General features: G+C 46.8%; 15 protein-coding genes. 7 read left to right on the top strand and 8 right to left on the bottom strand.

What is annotated here, in order from left to right; genetic code table 11:
• Positions 1–205: 205 nt before the first annotated feature.
• The 8 genes from cyoE to K9N75_RS16415 all read right to left on the bottom strand — a co-directional run bounded on the left by cyoE (position 206) and on the right by K9N75_RS16415 (position 9020).
• Positions 206–1096 carry a heme o synthase gene (gene cyoE / locus K9N75_RS16450; RefSeq protein WP_004091685.1) on the bottom strand — a complete coding sequence of 297 codons (891 nt, stop codon included), beginning with the start codon at positions 1094–1096 and terminating at the stop codon, positions 206–208.
• A 13-nt stretch (positions 1097–1109) separates the two neighbouring features.
• On the bottom strand, positions 1110–1460 hold the full coding sequence (locus tag K9N75_RS16445) for a cytochrome o ubiquinol oxidase subunit IV (protein WP_004091690.1): 351 nt from the start codon (positions 1458–1460) through the stop codon (positions 1110–1112).
• Complete coding sequence (locus tag K9N75_RS16440) at positions 1460–2080, bottom strand: cytochrome o ubiquinol oxidase subunit III (RefSeq protein ID WP_004091692.1); 621 nt, start codon at positions 2078–2080, stop codon at positions 1460–1462. The genes K9N75_RS16445 and K9N75_RS16440 overlap by 1 nt, the downstream gene beginning before the upstream one ends.
• A complete protein-coding gene (gene cyoB, locus K9N75_RS16435; protein WP_004091693.1) occupies positions 2070–4061 on the bottom strand; it encodes a cytochrome o ubiquinol oxidase subunit I in 1992 nt (663 codons plus the stop codon). Before cyoB ends, K9N75_RS16440 begins: the two co-directional genes overlap by 11 nt.
• 3 nt (positions 4062–4064) lie before the next feature.
• Positions 4065–4994 carry a cytochrome o ubiquinol oxidase subunit II gene (gene cyoA, locus K9N75_RS16430; RefSeq protein WP_008814277.1) on the bottom strand — a complete coding sequence of 310 codons (930 nt, stop codon included), beginning with the start codon at positions 4992–4994 and terminating at the stop codon, positions 4065–4067.
• 631 nt (positions 4995–5625) lie between these two features.
• Positions 5626–7107 carry a muropeptide MFS transporter AmpG gene (gene ampG, locus K9N75_RS16425; protein ID WP_185922331.1) on the bottom strand — a complete coding sequence of 494 codons (1482 nt, stop codon included), beginning with the start codon at positions 7105–7107 and terminating at the stop codon, positions 5626–5628.
• 59 nt (positions 7108–7166) lie between these two features.
• The gene (locus K9N75_RS16420; RefSeq protein ID WP_039188620.1) at positions 7167–7745 is read right to left on the bottom strand and encodes a lipoprotein; all 579 of its coding nucleotides are present in this window, start codon (positions 7743–7745) and stop codon (positions 7167–7169) included.
• Positions 7746–7949: 204 nt separating this feature from the next.
• Positions 7950–9020, bottom strand: coding sequence for a LacI family DNA-binding transcriptional regulator (locus K9N75_RS16415; RefSeq protein ID WP_224451897.1), 1071 nt, complete (start codon positions 9018–9020; stop codon positions 7950–7952).
• A gap of 343 nt (positions 9021–9363) precedes the next feature.
• Here K9N75_RS16415 and K9N75_RS16410 point away from each other — a divergent pair, with 343 nt between their 5' ends.
• The 7 genes from K9N75_RS16410 (at position 9364) to tig (ending at position 17847) form a co-directional block, all read left to right on the top strand.
• Positions 9364–10557: a Gfo/Idh/MocA family protein gene (locus tag K9N75_RS16410; protein WP_224451896.1), complete on the top strand. Its 1194-nt coding sequence runs from the start codon at positions 9364–9366 to the stop codon at positions 10555–10557.
• Positions 10554–11627, top strand: a complete 1074-nt coding sequence (locus K9N75_RS16405) for a Gfo/Idh/MocA family protein (RefSeq protein ID WP_224451895.1) — start codon at positions 10554–10556, stop codon at positions 11625–11627. The genes K9N75_RS16410 and K9N75_RS16405 overlap by 4 nt, the downstream gene beginning before the upstream one ends.
• A gap of 12 nt (positions 11628–11639) precedes the next feature.
• A complete protein-coding gene (locus tag K9N75_RS16400) occupies positions 11640–12662 on the top strand; it encodes a Gfo/Idh/MocA family protein (protein WP_130961777.1) in 1023 nt (340 codons plus the stop codon).
• A gap of 102 nt (positions 12663–12764) precedes the next feature.
• Complete coding sequence (locus tag K9N75_RS16395; RefSeq protein WP_224451894.1) at positions 12765–14324, top strand: MFS transporter; 1560 nt, start codon at positions 12765–12767, stop codon at positions 14322–14324.
• A 64-nt stretch (positions 14325–14388) separates the two neighbouring features.
• A complete protein-coding gene (locus tag K9N75_RS16390) occupies positions 14389–15504 on the top strand; it encodes a glycoside hydrolase 5 family protein (protein WP_224451893.1) in 1116 nt (371 codons plus the stop codon).
• A 196-nt stretch (positions 15505–15700) separates the two neighbouring features.
• On the top strand, positions 15701–16030 hold the full coding sequence (bolA, locus tag K9N75_RS16385; RefSeq protein WP_004091708.1) for a transcriptional regulator BolA: 330 nt from the start codon (positions 15701–15703) through the stop codon (positions 16028–16030).
• 512 nt (positions 16031–16542) lie between these two features.
• Entirely contained in the window at positions 16543–17847 is a 1305-nt protein-coding gene (gene tig, locus K9N75_RS16380) for a trigger factor (protein ID WP_004091710.1), read from the top strand.
• Positions 17848–17888 lie beyond the last annotated feature (41 nt).

The following is a 17888-nucleotide window of genomic DNA, read 5'->3' as shown; positions in this document are numbered from 1 at the left end:
GAGAGCGGCTTCAGTTATTTAGGACATACGTATTTGTAGCCGAGCTAGATTACTTGACCTTGTCCATTTTGAACAGACTAGGAGGCGGATAGGGGAGAGGGAAAAATAAAGCCGGATATAAAATCCGGCTTTTCAACGCTTTTGCACAATGCTTTTGCACAATGCTTTTGCACAATCTGAGTGCTGAGTGATTGATGCAGCGATATTAGCGCAGCATTGTTAGCAGGCTCTCTGTTGCGGGTGACTGGAAGTCAACCGACATCATCACGCTTAGGCAGGTGATGGTAACGATAGAGAACACAAACAGTTTGCGTGCCCATACGCGATCGTCCACCGCTTTTTTGTAGCCAGAGAGTGCCATGCCTAACCACCACACGCTCACCGCCGCAGCAACCACCAGATATTTATAACCAGCATAGCCACCCAATGACAGCATCAGAGTGGCAACCATAAACGCAACGATATAGAGCGTTATATGGTTTTTAGCGACTGAGATGCCTTTTACCACGGGTAGCACTGGAATATTGGCGGCCTGATAATCCTTGAAGCGGAAGATGGCAATCGCGTAGGAGTGCGGCATCTGCCAAAGGCTGAAGATGGCCAACAGGATTAGCGCGCCAGCATCGAACTCATTGCTGACAGCACAATAGCCGATAACCGGAGGTGCCGCGCCAGACAGACTACCAATCAGCGTGCCATAAACGGAATGGCGCTTCATATACAGGCTGTAAACGCCAACGTAGACGATGAAGCCAATCACTGCTAACAGAGCGGCTAACGGATTAGCCGCGACATATAACAGTGCAACACCGGCAAGGCCCAACAGCGTAGCGTAGGTCAATGTCACTTTAGGCGCGATTAATCCCTTCACCAAAACACGGTTTTTGGTTCGCTCCATGACTTTATCAATGTCTCGGTCAATGTAGTTGTTGAATACACATCCCGAGGCGACAACCAGCGACACGCCTACCATGGTCGCGATAAATAGAGGAACATCTAAGCTCCCCTTCGAGGCCAGGAGAAATCCACCGATAACCGAAATCAGGTTACCGAAGATAATGCCCGGTTTTGTTACTTGCAGGTATTGCTTCATCATCACAGGCAGCTCTTTAGTGGACCATCATATTGATGTTGAGGTTGTACATAATCCAAAGTGAGCCAACGACAACAATCGCGATAATCAAGGCAGTAAATGCCAGGGCTATCAGGTTCCAGCGTTCTTCAGATGACGTGTTCATGTGCAGGAAATACACCAGATGAACAAAAATCTGAATCACGGCCATCGCAACCACAGTAATCAAAATCGTTTGGTGCGAAGCGGTACCTTCCATCACCATCCAGAACGGAATGACCGTTAGGATGACTGATAGAATAAAGCCAATCATGTAAGACTTTGCGCTGCCGTGGCTAGCACCGTTGTTGTCTGTTGAATGGTGACCCGTTGTAGGTGAGTGACTCATTACATTGCCCCCATCAGATAAACTACGGTGAATACGCAGATCCACACCACGTCTAAGAAGTGCCAGAACAGGCTCAGACACATCAGGCGAGTGCGGTTACGCGCGGTCAGACCTTTTTTGCCGACTTGAATCATCATCACAATAATCCAGATCAGGCCGCTAGTGACGTGAATACCGTGCGTGCCAACCAAGGTAAAGAAGGCAGACAGGAATGCACTTTTATCAGGGCCAAAACCTTCGGCAATCAGGTGATGGAATTCGTAGATTTCCATCGCGATAAAGCCTGCGCCGAACAGGAAGGTCAGACCTAGCCAAGTGTTTACGCTAGCAACTTTACCTTTGTTCATCGCCAGCATGGCGAAACCGTAAGTGATGCTGCTGAACAACAGCAGGAAGGTTTCAACCAGTACAAACGGCAGTTCGAAGATATCTTTGCCGGATGGACCGTCAGCGGTACCGTTTACCAAGACTGCATAGGTTGCGAACAAGCTCGCAAACAAAATACAGTCGCTCATCAGGTAGACCCAGAAACCGAAGACCTTAGTGTCGCCGGCGTCGTGGTGCCCATGCTCCGCATGGGCCTCCTGACCGTGAGTATGATGTAAAGTATCAGTTGTCATATTTCACGCCTGCTTTGCTAATTTGTTCAAAGTGTTGATTTTCAATACGTTCAATTTCAGGAACTTGAACGTAGTAATCAACATCATCGTTGAAGCTGTGCACGATCCAAGTTGCAATCATGCCCAGGAAGCAGACGATCGCCAGCCACCAGATGTCCCAAATCATGGCGAAACCAAATACCAAGCTGAAGCCTGCAATGATGACGCCCGCGCCAGTGTTACGTGGCATATGAATCGGTGCATATTTCTCTGGTTTCTTGTAAGCGATACCTTCTTCTTTCAGCTCCCAGAATGCATCACGCGAGTGAACCTGCGGTTCGATAGCGAAGTTGTAGAACGGTGGTGGAGAAGAAGTTGACCACTCCAGCGTACGGCCGCCCCATGGATCGCCAGTCAGGTCGCGGTTCTGATCGCGGTCGCGAATCGACACGAAGATCTGAATCAGCTGGCACGCGATACCACATGCAATCAGCGCAGCGCCGCCCGCAGCAACCATCAGCAGTGGATGGAAGGCTGGGTCAATTTGCTGGCTCAGACGACGGGTCATCCCCATGAAGCCCAAACCGTACAGCGGCATAAAGGCTACGAAGAAACCGATGATCCAGAACCAGAATGCGCGTTTACCCCAAGTTTCGTTCAGCGTGAAACCAAATGCTTTCGGGAACCAATAGGTCATACCCGCGAAGCAACCGAATACCACACCACCGATGATGACGTTATGGAAGTGTGCAATCAGGAACAGGCTGTTATGCAGTACGAAGTTAGCACCTGGAACTGCTAGCAGAACGCCCGTCATACCACCTACGGTGAAGGTGATGATGAAGCCGATAGTCCACAGCATCGCAGAGTTAAATACGATACGGCCTTGGTACATGGTGAACAGCCAGTTGAAGATTTTTACCCCAGTAGGAATCGAGATAATCATCGTGGCTATACCGAAGAACGCATTCACGTTTGCGCCGCTGCCCATGGTGAAGAAGTGGTGCAGCCAAACGATGAACGACAGAATGGTAATACACACGGTCGCCCATACAAGCGAAGTGTAACCAAACAGCCGCTTCTTACAGAAGGTAGCCACGACCTCGGAGAATACCCCGAAGACAGGCAGAACCAAGATGTACACTTCCGGATGGCCCCAGGCCCAAATCAGGTTGATGTACATCATCATGTTGCCGCCCATATCGTTGGTAAAGAAATGGGTGCCGAGATAACGGTCTGCCGTCAGCAACGCGACGGTAACGGTTAAAATCGGGAAGGCAGCAATAATCAGAACGTTGGTACACAGAGCGGTCCAAGTGAAGACCGGCATCTTCATCAATGACATGCCAGGAGCACGCATTTTGATGATGGTGGCGAAGAAGTTAACCCCCGTCAGCAAGGTACCCAAACCGGATATCTGTAGACTCCATATCCAGTAATCTACCCCCACGCCGGGACTGTACTCCTTGCCCGACAGCGGTGGATATGCCAACCAACCGGTCTGAGCAAACTCACCGACCCCAAGAGACAGGTTGATCAGTACCACACCGACAACGGTGAACCAGAAGCTCAGGTTGTTCAGGAATGGGAAGGCAACGTCGCGAGCACCGATTTGTAGCGGTACCACTACGTTCATCAAACCAACGACAAACGGCATCGCGACGAAGAAGATCATGATGACGCCGTGGGCGGTAAAGATCTGGTCGTAGTGGTGCGGTGGTAGGAATCCGGCTTCTCCCGCTGAGGCGAGCGCCTGCTGGCTACGCATCATGATTGCATCGGCAAAGCCGCGCAGCAACATGACGAAAGCCACGATGATGTACATGATACCTAGACGTTTATGGTCAACCGAGGTCAGCCATTCCGTCCATAAATACTTCCATTTTCCAAAATAGGTAATCAGGGCGAGAAGCGCCAGACCACCTAAGATAATGCCGGCAACCGTAACCATAACAATGGGTTCATGGTACGGGACGGCGTCGAGTGTTAATTTTCCAAACATCTGTTATTCCTCGGCTCCTGCGTGAGCGTGCTCACCCATGTCCATATCCATATGCTCGTCTTTCTTCATGTCCATCTTCTTGCTGCCCATGAATTTGTTGATCACATCGACAAACAATTCAGGATTAGCGCTAGAGAAGTATTCAACCGGATGGTATTCGCTTGGCTTCGCTAATGCTTCGAACTCAGCCATCGTGGTCAGTTGGTTTGGCGCTTTTTTAACGTCAGCAACCCACTGATCAAAGGTGGCGTTATCCGGCGTCGCAATGGCGGTGAACTTCATACCAGAGAAACCTGGGCCGCTGTAACTGCTGGAGATCCCGTTGTATTTACCCGGCTCGTTGGCAATCAGATGCAGTTGGGTCTGCATGCCTGCCATCGCGTAAATCTGTCCGCCTAAACGAGGAATGAAGAAGGAATTCATTACCGAGTTTGAGGTGATACGGAAATTAACCGGAGTATTCGCTGGGAAAGCCAGTTCGTTAACGGTCGCGATACCCAGATCCGGATAAACGAACAACCATTTCCAGTCGAGGGAAATAACATCGACACGGATAGGTTTGACGTCTGAAACCAGTGGTTTATACGGGTCTAGTTCGTGAGTCGTTTTCCACGTTAGCGTTGCGAGGATAGCGATAATGATAATTGGCACTGTCCAAACGACAGCTTCAATTTTATTAGAGTGAGACCAGTTGGGAGTGTATTTGGCATCCGTATTCGACGCGCGGAATTTACGCGTAAATACAATTGTCATTACGATTACTGGAATCACCACGATTAACATCAGCCCAAGGGCAGTCAGTATCAGGGATCTCTGCTCTAGACCTATTTGTCCTTTAGGATCCAGAAGCGCCATATCACAACCGCTCAGCAAGGCTGAGGCTGCGATTAAAGATAATATCCCAAAGCTTTTATTTAATTTACTGAGTCTCATCTAACGACCTCAATCGAAGGCTCTCTGTCGTCCCAAATGTAGGGGCATTTTACGGTAAGGTTGCAGATCTGTAAACATTCTTAAGGGACTGTCATCCTATTGTTTAAAAAGTCCAGATTATTTGTTTTAAATGTCGCATTTCATGGTGCATTTTAAGGTGAATGTAGCTATTAAATCAGTAGGTTATTTTCACTTTGTTGTAACAAAGTAAATGTAACAAAAAATGATTTCACATCCTTGAAAATCACTTTTTGTCACTTTTAGCGTAGTCCTTAATGGGGCGTTAGCTCATGAATTGCCAGCTTAAAATAGGAAAATGTGACACAGATCGTAGGGATATGTAACGCGTTACATTTGGAGTGATAGAAAGCGATATAAAGCACAAAACGTGAAAGAATTTCCGTATTGTTAAAAATATGTTTTTATTTTTTCGCTGCAAAAAAATAAATTTGAACGAGAGTTGAGCGGTTATTTTTGAAGGGAAGATGAAAAAAACAGCAATAAAAAACTATTCAAATTGTTATTAAAATGGCAATGACGCGAAATAAAAAAAGCATCGACTAAAAAACAGCCGATGCTTTCTTAATTATTTCTCAATAAATTTTGCGCATAAATTAATTTAACGGCGCAATCAAATAATCTGTTGATGATGACGTTGGCTTCTATAATCCAACGTTGCACCCAGTAAAATGCCAAACAGGCTGAGCAGTAAACCGATATCCAATAACCACAGCATCACTGACCCCGCATCTAGGCTTAGTACGCTTTCTACTAATAGTCCGATTAGCCATAGCGCGATCAGCACACAGCCAATCAGCAGCGACTGAGATGCGACTTTATAGGCACGTGCAAACCGAGTTCGTCGGGAGAATTCACCGGTAGTTTGCGTGTATTCCAACGTTTTTCGGCAGGCTGCGAGCAATAAAAGCCCCGGAACAGCAGCAATGATGGAGAATAGATAGAACAACGGCCAGCCATGCAGTTCAACAAACCAGCCCGCAACAGGTCCTACATAGACACGACCGACGGCGGATAGGGCTGAAAGCAACGCAAATTGAGTGGCTGAGAAGGATTTATTACACAGCGTCATTAACAGTGCGACAAACGCCGCGGTTCCCATCCCCCCACAGAGGTTCTCGAGGAAAATGGCGCTTCCCATGGTGAGCAGATTTTTATCGGTCACGGCGAGCAGCCAGTAACCGAAGTTGGATACGCCCTGCAAAATACCAAACAGCATCAATGCGCGAAACAATGATAAACGCTGCATCAGCACGCCACCAAACAATGCGCCAACGATGGTGGCAAATAGGCCAAGCGTTTTATTGACGAGACCAACTTCACCCGGATCAAAACCGACGCCACGGATCAGGAAGGTGGTGCTTAGGCTGCCTGCAAAGGCATCACCCATTTTATACATCACGATAAGCAGCAGGATCAGCCAGGCATTATTGCGGCCAAAGAAATCTTTGAGCGGTTCAATGACCGCCTGCTCAAGCGTGCGTGGTGCAGGGGCAGAAACCTGTGGCTCGGGAGCGCATAGGGTGGCGACGATCCCGATCAGCATCAAACCCGCCATCAGCCAATAGGTGCCTTGCCAGCCTAAATAGCGATCGGCCAGCCAGAGTGCGAGTCCACCAGAAACCAGCATCGCAAGGCGATAGCCTAGAACAGAAACGGCGGCGCCGGTTCCGCGCTCTTCAGCGCTGAGCAGATCGGTTTTATAGGCATCAAAGACAATATCTTGCGAGGCTGAGCAAAACGCGACAATAACGGCTAATCCGGCCAGCCACCATAGATGCTGGATTGGGTTGAGTAGCCCCATGGCAAAAATAGTGATGAGTAAACATACTTGGGTGACCAACAGCCAGCCGCGGCGGCGGCCGAGAAACGATGGCGTATAACGATCCATCATAGGTGACCAAAGGAACTTAAAGACGTATGCCTGACCTACCAAAGAGAAGAACCCGATAGTTTTAAGATCGACGTTGGCAACGGTCATCCAAGCCTGAAGCGTACCTGAGGTAAGAGCTAAAGGAAGGCCAGAGGCAAAACCCAGTAAAAGTAATATGACGGTATTGCGATGAGCAAAAATAGCTAAATTTGAATTAGGCATTCAATTGATTCCCATGCTCTGCCCAGAAGGGCAGAGCGGGGTGAAAACGATGGGGGTAATTAACGGGCGTTCGCTTTAATGAAGTCGCTGATGCTGGTGTCTTGAGCCATGTTTGCCACAATATCCGTCATCGCGTTGTTAACCGCATTGGTGATTTTACTGTTAGATGCAGTAAATGCACCCTGTTCGTTGTAAACGGAGCGGTAGTTCTTCACCTGCTTATTGCCGTTTTTCGCTTGAGCGATAATAGAGATATCGGCATTCGTAGTGATGTTGTAACGCAGATTGCCTTCTTTAACGTCTGCATACAGCTGGTTTACAACAATCTGTAAATCAACAGCGCCGCTTGGCCCAACCATATAACCACGTTTAGTCATCTGGTTTTCCAACACTTCTTGTAACAGGAATCGTAGGTCGCGGGACGGGGTCAGCGTAACTAACTCACCGTCGCGATTGACTTTCGCCAGTGCTTTGTCCTGACGAACATCGGCGCCGTTAATGCTGATGGTAATACCTTGCAGGGTTGGGTCCTGCTGCGGCAGTGCCATCTTCGGATTAACGTCTAGTGTATTGGTGCTGGTTGCGCATCCGGCCAAGGCGAAAACGGCAAGGAGCGGGAAAAACAGTTTTGTGATCATTTTCATCGAGTTAATAACCATTTTTTCGTGAGAAGACGCCGTGTTCGACTTTGGTACTGGCGAAGCTACGGACTTGATGGACAAAATTTTCACCATCATAACATTGGCGTTGAGATGTTGAAGCCCTGAAAAACGATTTTATTGCATACAGGAAAGCTCACAATCTCCGAAGCAAGGAGGATGTCAGAATCCTCGTTCATTCATTTAAGCGTCATTGGAGGATGGCTGATAAAGATCTTTGCGTTTCCAATTCACATCAGCAACGGAGTTTCCGATGTAAAACTGGCTTTGCAACAGTAGGTTAAATGCAGTCCGAACAGGGCGAGTTAGCCGACTTTGCAAAACATACACAGACTCTCGACCCAATTCTCTACAGGGTAAATAAACGGAAGTAATATCGAGAGAGTTAGTTTTTTTTATTCCAATATTAAAATCTAGACTCATGACCGATACGTCATCTGGGACCTGAATACCGTGCTGTTCGAAAACATCAATCACAGCCTGAGCAATGGTGTTGCTTCCACACAGGATGGCAGAGGGTAACGCCTCGCGAGCGCGATTTTGCAGGTATTTTTCAAACGAGAGTTTAGCTTCTTCAGCCTCGTACCCCTTATTCACCAGCAGATGCTCTGACTCTTCAAAAAACACATGATGATCTAAACAGGCTCTTTTAAAGCCGTCGAGGCGTAGCAGCATGGTATCGCGGCGTAGGTCTGTAAACAGTAAAACTGGACGATGGCCTTTTTGAAATAAATAAGTCGCAGCGCTGTAACTTGAAGAATAGTGGTCTGGCGAAATACTGTCTAAACGCATTTCTTTATCTTTAGCATTTATCGTAATAGCCAGTTTATTGGATTCCGAGGCGAGCTTGTATAACATTGCGTCATCAATTCCAATTATTATTATTGCATCAATATCATCATTGTTGATTAGTTTTATAAATGATGAAATATCAGCTCCATTGACCTCCAAGCTGCATTTACTGAGTCGTATGTCGTAATGTTCGATTTCAGAGAGGATGCTTTGAATGATCTCATAATAATAACGATCGCCATGAGGCGTGAATGCTTTGGCTGGGGCACACACTAATATGGAATTCATTAATAACCGTCCAGCGGGTATGTTGTGCAAAATACCCAGTAATTTCGCGTGAGTAAATACCTTCTCTTTTGCCTGAGGACTGACGTTTGATTTACCCGATAATACGCGAGAAACAGTGCTGGTCGACAGTTGGGTAAGCTCTGCTAACTGCTTGATTTTTAATTTGCCAGTCATTTTTGTGATCGACTCCATGTATGAGTGATGAGATTATTTGCGTGGCTAGCCAATTGTATATTTTGAAGTTTTATTTCTGTCGTGCTGACTAAATCTACATGCTGCAATTTGTCCCATAAATAACAGTTGTGTGAAAAAGAAGCCATTACTATTCTCTCAAAAATAAAATTCAAATGAAGAAGTTGATAACAAGACACAATTATTTTTTCCCGACTCCGTTATTCAGAGATAGCTAAGCGTTACGGTGTCAACTCTGACTTAATAATGGGGAATGTTTATGAGAAACACATTAATTGTATGAATGGAACGGAGTTTGTTCTATCAATGATAACGAGGTAATAGAATGCAGAAAATCGCGATTATTGGTACCGGCGGTATTTCTCGTGCTCATATACAAGGGTACTTAAATTTTTCTGACCGTTGCCAAATTGTAGCGCTGGTTGACATTTACCCTGAAAAGGCAGAAGAGAAAAAACGCCAATATAGGCTGAACGACGCTAAAGTTTACAGCAGCCATAGCGATATTCTAAGCGATAAGAATATTGATGTTTTTGATATCTGTACGCCGCCATATGTCCATGCAGAGATTGCTATTGATGCTCTTAATGCAGGTAAACATGTGCTTTGTGAAAAACCGATGGCCGCTTCATTACAAGAGTGCGATGCCGTTATTGCTGCCGCCAAGTCCAGTGGTAAGACGCTTTCTATTATTGCGCAAAATCGCTTTACCGATGCTTTCTGGCGCTTAAAAGCGGTCATTGATTCAGGTGTGGCAGGAAAGATCTGTCATGCGCAGGTGGATTCATTTTGGTGGCGTGGGCGCTCTTATTATGATCTATGGTGGCGTGGAACCTGGGAAAAAGAGGCCGGCGGGTGCACCCTTAATCATGCCGTGCACCACGTTGATGCCATTCAGTGGATGCTAGGGTATCCCTCTGAGGTGGTATCGATGATCACCAATGCGGCGCATGAGAACGCTGAAGTTGAAGATCTTTCCGCCGCAATTTTTAGATATGACTCTGGCGCATTAACCCAGCTTACCGCATCGGTTGTCCATCATGGTGAAGATCAGAAAATAGTCATTCAAGGTGAGAAGGCTAGAATTTCAGCTCCGTGGGATAAGTACGCCAGTATTTCTGGCTCGAATGGGTTTCCAATTGAAGAACGCGATACGGAGTGTGAAAAGCAGTTGGATGAGCTTTATCGTTCCGTGCCAAAGCTGGCCCACACCTTACATGCTGGTCAGATAGATAATTTCCTGCATGCTCTAGAAACCGGCACGACTCCGTTAGTGGATGGTGTGCAGGGCAAACGCGCGTTGGAACTTATCACTGCTATCTATAAGTCTGCTATCACGCGTGCCTATGTCAGCCTACCTATTGATGCCGATGATCCATATTACCAAACCGGTGGTTTGATATCTCTCGCGCCTCATTTTCATGAAAAATCTGCTTCGGTAGAAAACTTTAGTGATGAGGGGGAGATCCCTCTGGGCAAAGATATGGACAAAGACATGAGCAGCGAGGTTTCGGCATGAAAAACAAAGATGGTATGAACTATGCCCCGGTTGGAAAGCCTCAGCCGGTCGTACAACCGAGTGAGTTTGTTTTCGCCGCTGCGGCGCTCGATCACGGGCATATCTATGGCATGTGTAATGGCCTGATTGAAGCTGGAGCGACCTTGAAATGGGTTTACGATCCCGATCCTGAAAAGGTTAAAAAGTTTGTTAGCCAATATCCACAGGCTCAAGTCGCTGATTCCCTTGCAAGTTTATTGGCCGACGAACAGGTTAAACTGGTTGCGGGGGCAGGGATTCCAGCCGAACGCTGTGCGCTTGGCTTGCAGGTTATGGATGCTGGGAAAGACTATTTTACTGACAAAGCGCCATTGATTAGCCTTGAGCAGCTGGCTGCGGCTCAACAGAAGGTAGAGCAAACTGGGCGTAAATATGCCGTGTATTACAGCGAGCGTTTGCACGTTGAAAGCGCTGTCTTTGCTGGACAGTTAGTGCAACAAGGCGCAATTGGTCGCGTAGTACAAACGCTAGGGATGGGGCCACATCGTGAAGGTGAAGGGCGACCCGATTGGTTCTATGACAGAAAGCAGTTTGGCGGAATATTATGTGATATTGGCAGCCACCAAATAGAACAGTTTCTATTTTATACCGCTAACGACAATGCCCGAGTTATCGCCGCTCAGGCAAAAAACTTCAACCACCCACAACATCCACATTTTGAGGATTTTGGCGACGCCATGCTAGTGGGCAGCAATGGTGCAACGGGCTATTTCCGCTGTGATTGGTTTACGCCAGAGGGACTCTCCACTTGGGGGGATGGTCGCCTAACGTTGCTAGGAACGGAGGGCTACATTGAGATCCGCAAATACGTCGACATCACTCATCAGGAGCAGGATGTGGTGTATCTGGTCAATAACGCGGGAGAGTTCCGTTATCCCGTCGCCGGTCAAGTCGGTTTCCCATATTTTGGCCAATTAATCCTTGATTGCCTCAACCGTACTGAAAACGCCATGACTCAGGCTCATGCGTTTAAAGCGGCTGAGGTATGCGTACGGGCGCAAATGTGGGCAAATCAGAATCAATTGACCTAAGTTGGAGGCGGTATGCAAAGGATCAACGCGGCTATTGTAGGGTGTGGCTCTATTCATGCACGTCATGTAGAGGGGATAAAACATCACCCTGAGGGAAATTTACACACCATCGTTGAGCTCGACCAAGCTAAAGGCGAAGAGCTGGCATCTCGCTATGGCTGTCTCTATGCACGTCATTATCATGACATGTTGTGTGATAAGGAGATTGACGTGGTGCATATTTGCACGCCACATCATTCGCATCGAGAAATTATTATTGCGGCCTTAGCCGCTGGCAAACATGTATTCACAGAAAAACCGTTAGCGCTAAACGTGAGTGAAATCCAACAAATCAAACAGGCTGCCTTAGCATCCAAGGTTTTGCTGGGCATCTGCTACCAGAATAGGCTGAATCCGACGAGTCAGAAGATCAAATCCATGCTTGAACAGCAGACGCTTGGCAAAATGATAGGTATGCGAGCAATGCTTACGTGGGCGCGATCTGAGGAGTATTACTCACAAAGTGAATGGCGTGGGCGATTTGCTCGCGAAGGAGGAAGCCTGCTAATTAATCAGGCCATTCATACGCTGGATCTGATGCAGTGGTTCGGTGGCGGTGTTCAGGCGATTAAGGGCGTCGTCGATAGCACTTTTCTCGCACAGGCAACGGAAGCTGAAGATACCGCAACCGCGAATATGATGTTAGGTAATGGTGCCCGAGGACTATTTTATGCCACTAATTGTTACAGCACGGATTCACCGCTACTTTTGGAAATTCACTGTGAAAAGGGAATATTACAACTGCACCAAAATAGTCTGTGGCTAATAGTTGAAGGAAGGAGTACTCAGCTCGTTAGTGATGAGATAACTATCGGGATGGAAAAAAGTTATTGGGGCAGCAGCCACAACAAAGCAATTTCATCTTTTTACCGTGCAATAAGTGAAAATATCCACTCTGGTTACGTTGATATTAATCAGGCCGAAATATCATTACGGATGGTTGATGCTATATACCAGTCGTCGTTGTTACGCCGTTGGATAACAGTAGCTGAATAAAATAGCTAAATTTTAAAAATTATTAACCTTTGAAATAATTGCGTGGGGATTACTCCGTGCAGAGCCGCTATTTTTTATACCACAACATGCAGGGTCTATATAATGAAACCAACGGAACGTCGAGTCGGTTATGGTACTGCAATAGGATATGGTGTCACGGATTTATTCGGTGGTGGTGCATTTGCCGTTATAGGGACATGGCTACTATTCTTTTATACAACTTACTGCGGACTGACAGTATTAGACGCTGGGTCAATCTTTGCTATAGCACGAGTCATTGATGCACTATTAAGCCCAATAATGGGATATGTTACCGATAATTTTGGTAATACATGGTTAGGTAAACGATTTGGTCGCCGACGTTTTTTCTTATTAATTAGTTCACCTCTGATGTTTTTGTATGCTCTAATTTGGATATCAGATATGAATTATTGGTACTACCTTGGTACTTATTTGTCGATTGAACTGCTTTCGGCAATGGTTCTGGTCCCATGGGAAACCCTCTCTTCAGAAATGACCAATCGTTTCAGCGAGCGGACTCGTTTGTCTGGTGTGCGTATGATGTGTTCACAGTTAGGAGGGCTGCTAGCTGTTTCTGTACCGGGTGTCATTATGCACTTTACCGGTAAAGATAATCCGATGACGTATACTTATACGGGGATGTTTTTCGCTGTCGTATTTTGCGTGGCTGTTTTTATTACTTGGATGTGTACATGGGAAGCTAAAGATGTATGCGATAGTGATGAGCCTGAATACGAATCGGCACATGGTCCGGGAAACCTTTGGCATCATATGAAAGGTTTAGTCTTGGATCTCCTCTCTTCTTTCAAAATTCGTATTTTCCGCCAGCATATTGCTATTTATATCTCCTCATTTACAGCGTTAGATGTCTTCGGTGCGGTGTTTACCTATTATGTGGTTTATAGCTTAAAACAGGATGTTTCAGTTGTTTCTGGATTTTTAACCGTAGCCGCCTTTGTTTCTGTTCCTGGAACTTTTGGCTTTATGATGTTGCTCGAAAAATTTAATATGACTCCGAGTGGCGCTTTACGTTTATCCTATGTCTGTATTTTTGGTGTTCTGTGTTTTCTTTTTTATATTTATATGACTGAAACACAGGTCTCGGTGTGGCTGTTCTCGGGTGTGTTTATTATTTTTGGCGTGGCTCGTGCAGGGTTGTATTATATTCCTTGGAATATTTATAGTTTTATTCCTGATGTCGACGAAATTATCACTAAAAAACGTCGTGAAGGTATTTTTGCGGGTGTGATGGTCTTAACCCGAAAAAGTACTGTCGCACTTGCCATTATGTTGATTGGTATTGTGTTGCAGGAAAGTGGATTTGTAAAAGGTAGCGGTGTGCAGCCGATTAGCGCAGTTCATGCCATTGTCGGTTTAATGATTTTTGGTACCGGAGCACTGCTGGCCATTAGTTTTTATATCACATACCGATTTAAGCTCACCCGTGATACTCACAAGATACTGATTAAAGAAGTCGCCCGTCTCAAGTTGGGCGGACGTTTGGACGATTGCGATCCCCGTTCGCGTCAAGTGATTAAAGATCTCACAGGCTATGAGTATGACAAAGTGTGGGGTGGGATGGATAAGGTGTGCGATAAAGATCCCCTATCATCCGTTTCGTACCGCAACGATCCCTCTTAAGCGTGTAAGTCATGAAATGTCCAGATTAGGTTAACTATTGACATATTGCAGAGAGGGTAAGTGCATGAGAGCACAGTGGAGTAAAGAAGAAGCCAACGCTTGGTATCAACGGCAAGGATGTCTATGTGGATTCAATTATCTCCCACGCACGGCGGTTAATTGGAACGAGTTATGGCAGGCTGAAACTTTTGATATAGCGACAATCGATGAGGAATTGGGCTGGGCCGAAAATGTTGGCTACAACACGCTGCGTGTGAATTTGCCTTTTATTGTTTGGTTGCACGATAGAGAAGGGCTCTTCGCTCGTATTGATGCTTTCCTCTCAGTGGCGCGAAAACATGGTATGTCGGTGATGCTCACATTAATGGATGACTGTGGGTTTTCAGGCAATGAACCCCATCTCGGTTTACAAGAAGCGCCCATTCCTGGCGTGCATAACAGCCGCGCAGTGGCGAGCCCCGGACGCGATACCGTGTGCAACCTGTCCGCGAGGAACAGCATTGAGCGTTATATTCACGACGTCATCACGACGTTTCGTGCAGATGGACGCATTCTGCTCTGGGATCTTTATAACGAACCGGGTAATCGAGGAATATTTATCAGTGGAGCCGATGAGGCTTTGTATGCTGAAAAATTGGAGGTTTTCGCGCTGGATTTGCTGCGGCAAGCTTTTCAATGGGCGCGAGACGTGAACCCGATTCAGCCATTGACCGTGGGGGCATGGCATATTCCCGATCCTATTTCTCACCCCGCGAATACCTACCAACATCCGATAGATCAGGAGGCATTAGCACAGTCTGACGTGATCAGTTTCCATGCCTATGTCGCAACGCCTGATATGGTTGGTCTAATAAATCAACTTAACCAATTTGGCAGACCTCTGTTTTGCACCGAATGGCTGGCACGACACGTGGGTAGCACTTTCGAAGAGCAGCTTCCTTTAATGAGGACGCATAATATTGCGTGTTATCACTGGGGATTGGTGGCTGGGAAAACGCAGACCACGCTGCCTTGGCCCAGTATCGTTAAACGCCGTAAAGACTATGCTCATCTTTGGTTCCATGATGTATTTGATGTTCATGGCATACCGTTTCGACAGTCTGAAATGGCGCTGGTTTCACGCTTCATGCATAGCGACGAGATGAGAGCATTAGAAACCGATATGAGAAAAAATGACTAGAAAGGATGCATTACGCCCGTTTGCGTAAAATCCCCTGTTTCAGAAAAGATAAATATGTAACTTATCGTCGTTGGTTGCTAGGAAAAAGCTACAATTAACATTAAGGTATGTTTCTCATTGGTGCGTCATAGCTCATCTTTTGAGAATATAGCCTGTTAAGCGCCAGGTTTTTTCTGCCGACGTAGGCTGATGCAGTATGAGGGGATTTCTTATGATGAGAGAACAGATAGAAGCAAAGTTACGCGCCGCGTTTGAACCTTTCTATCTTGAGGTGGTTGATGAAAGTTATCGTCATAACGTACCGGCAGGTTCTGAAAGTCATTTTAAAGTGGTGTTAGTCAGCGATCGTTTCCAAGGTGAGCGATTTCTGACTCGCCATCGTTCAATCTATGGCGTGCTCTCAGAGGAACTGGCCGATGGTGTTCATGCGCTGGCCCTGCATACCTATACGCACAAAGAGTGGGAAGCGTTACAAGATACGGTTCCTGCATCCCCCCCTTGTCGTGGGGCTGGCACCTTAGCCTAAGCTAACTTGCTTAAATAGGCGGCGAAAAGGCAAGTAAATTACCACGAAGGTGGAACTCTTGACCGTTTTTGCTGTATTAATAGCGTGTTCGATGAGAAACGGCCCTTGAGGCCGTTTCTTTTTGCGTAGCGAGTTTTATGATTAGATGCGCAGTCGATTGCATGGCATATCGTCTTTGTTATGGGGCTAAAGCGGTGTGAGCTATAGCCGAAATGGCAAAGGTATCGCTCGAAACTGTGAATCACGCCGCGGACACTTGGTGTGCGGTTCTCGACTCATTGCTCATGCATCGCTATAATGTCGCGTCTATTTTTTCCTGAATGTATTCGGGACGCTTCTATGCCCAAACGACTTGAAGTTGCAGGCAATACAGCAGCGGCTTCAGGTAAGAAGGGATAAACAGGGAACACGGTTCTGGTGAAAGCGGCCGTCCCGGTTCTGTGAAGTCAGGTTTTCTTCGTTGAAAATGGCTTCTGGAGTTGACCGAGCACTGTGATTTTTTGAGGTATAAGATGCAAGTTTCTGTTGAAACCACCGAAGGCCTTGGCCGCCGCGTAAACATTACTGTTGCAGCCGACAGCATTGAAAAAGCAGTAAACAGTGAGCTGGTCAACGTGGCTAAAAAAGCACGTATCGACGGCTTCCGTAAAGGTAAAGTGCCAATGCACATTATCTCTCAGCGTTATGGCGCATCTGTTCGTCAGGACGTTCTGGGTGATCTGATGCAGCGCAACTTCGTTGACGCGATCATCAAAGAAAAACTGAATCCAGCGGGCGCGCCTAAATATGTACCGGGCGAGTACAAACTGGGCGAAGATTTCTCTTTCGCTGTTGAATTCGAAGTTTACCCAGAAATCGAACTGAAAGATCTGGAAAGCATCGAAGTTGAAAAACCAGTTGTTGAAGTTACCGACGCTGACGTTGATGCAATGCTGGATACTCTGCGTAAGCAGCAGGCAACTTGGGCTGCTACCGAACGTGCAGTAGAAGCTGAAGACCGCGTAACCGTAGACTTCACCGGTTCTATCGACGGCGAAGTTTTCGAAGGCGGCAAAGCTTCTGATTTCGTTCTGGCAATGGGCCAGGGCCGTATGATCCCAGGCTTCGAAGAAGGCATCTTGGGTCATAAAGCCGGCGAAGAGTTCGTTATCGACGTTACCTTCCCAGAAGACTACCACGCTGAAAACCTGAAAGGGAAAGCAGCGAAGTTCGATATCGTTCTGAAGAAAGTTGAAGAGCGTGAACTGCCAGAATTCACCGAAGAATTCATTAAACGTTTCGGCGTTGCTGATGGCTCTCTGGACGGTCTGAAAGCTGAAGTGCGTAAAAACATGGAACGCGAACTGAAAGGCGCGGTACGTAACCGTATCAAGTCTCAGGTTATCGACGGCCTGGTTAAAGCTAACGACATCGACGTTCCAGCTGCACTGATTGACGGTGAAGTTGACGTTCTGCGTCGTCAGGCTGCACAGCGTTTCGGTGGCAACGAGAAACAAGCTCTGGAACTGCCACGTGAACTGTTCGAAGAGCAGGCTAAGCGTCGTGTTGTTGTTGGTCTGCTGCTGGGCGAAGTTATCGCTAAGAAAGAGCTGAAGGCTGACGAAGATCGCGTTAAAGCGCTGATCGAAGAGATGGCTTCTGCATACGAAGATCCAAAAGAAGTGATCGAGTTCTACAGCAAAAACAAAGAGCTGATGAACAACATGCGTAATGTTGCTCTGGAAGAACAAGCTGTTGAAGCACTGCTGGCTAGCGCTAAAGTGTCTGAAAAAGCGACCAACTTCAGCGATCTGATGAACCAAACTCAGGCAGCGTAATGTTGCTTTGAATGGTTAATCCGTTCTGAAGTTATAAAAAC

The organism is Hafnia paralvei, assembly GCF_020150375.1.
In the GTDB taxonomy this organism is placed as follows: domain Bacteria; phylum Pseudomonadota; class Gammaproteobacteria; order Enterobacterales; family Enterobacteriaceae; genus Hafnia; species Hafnia paralvei.
Note: the sequence above shows the minus strand (reverse complement) of the source record. Positions and strands in the feature narration are given on the sequence as shown.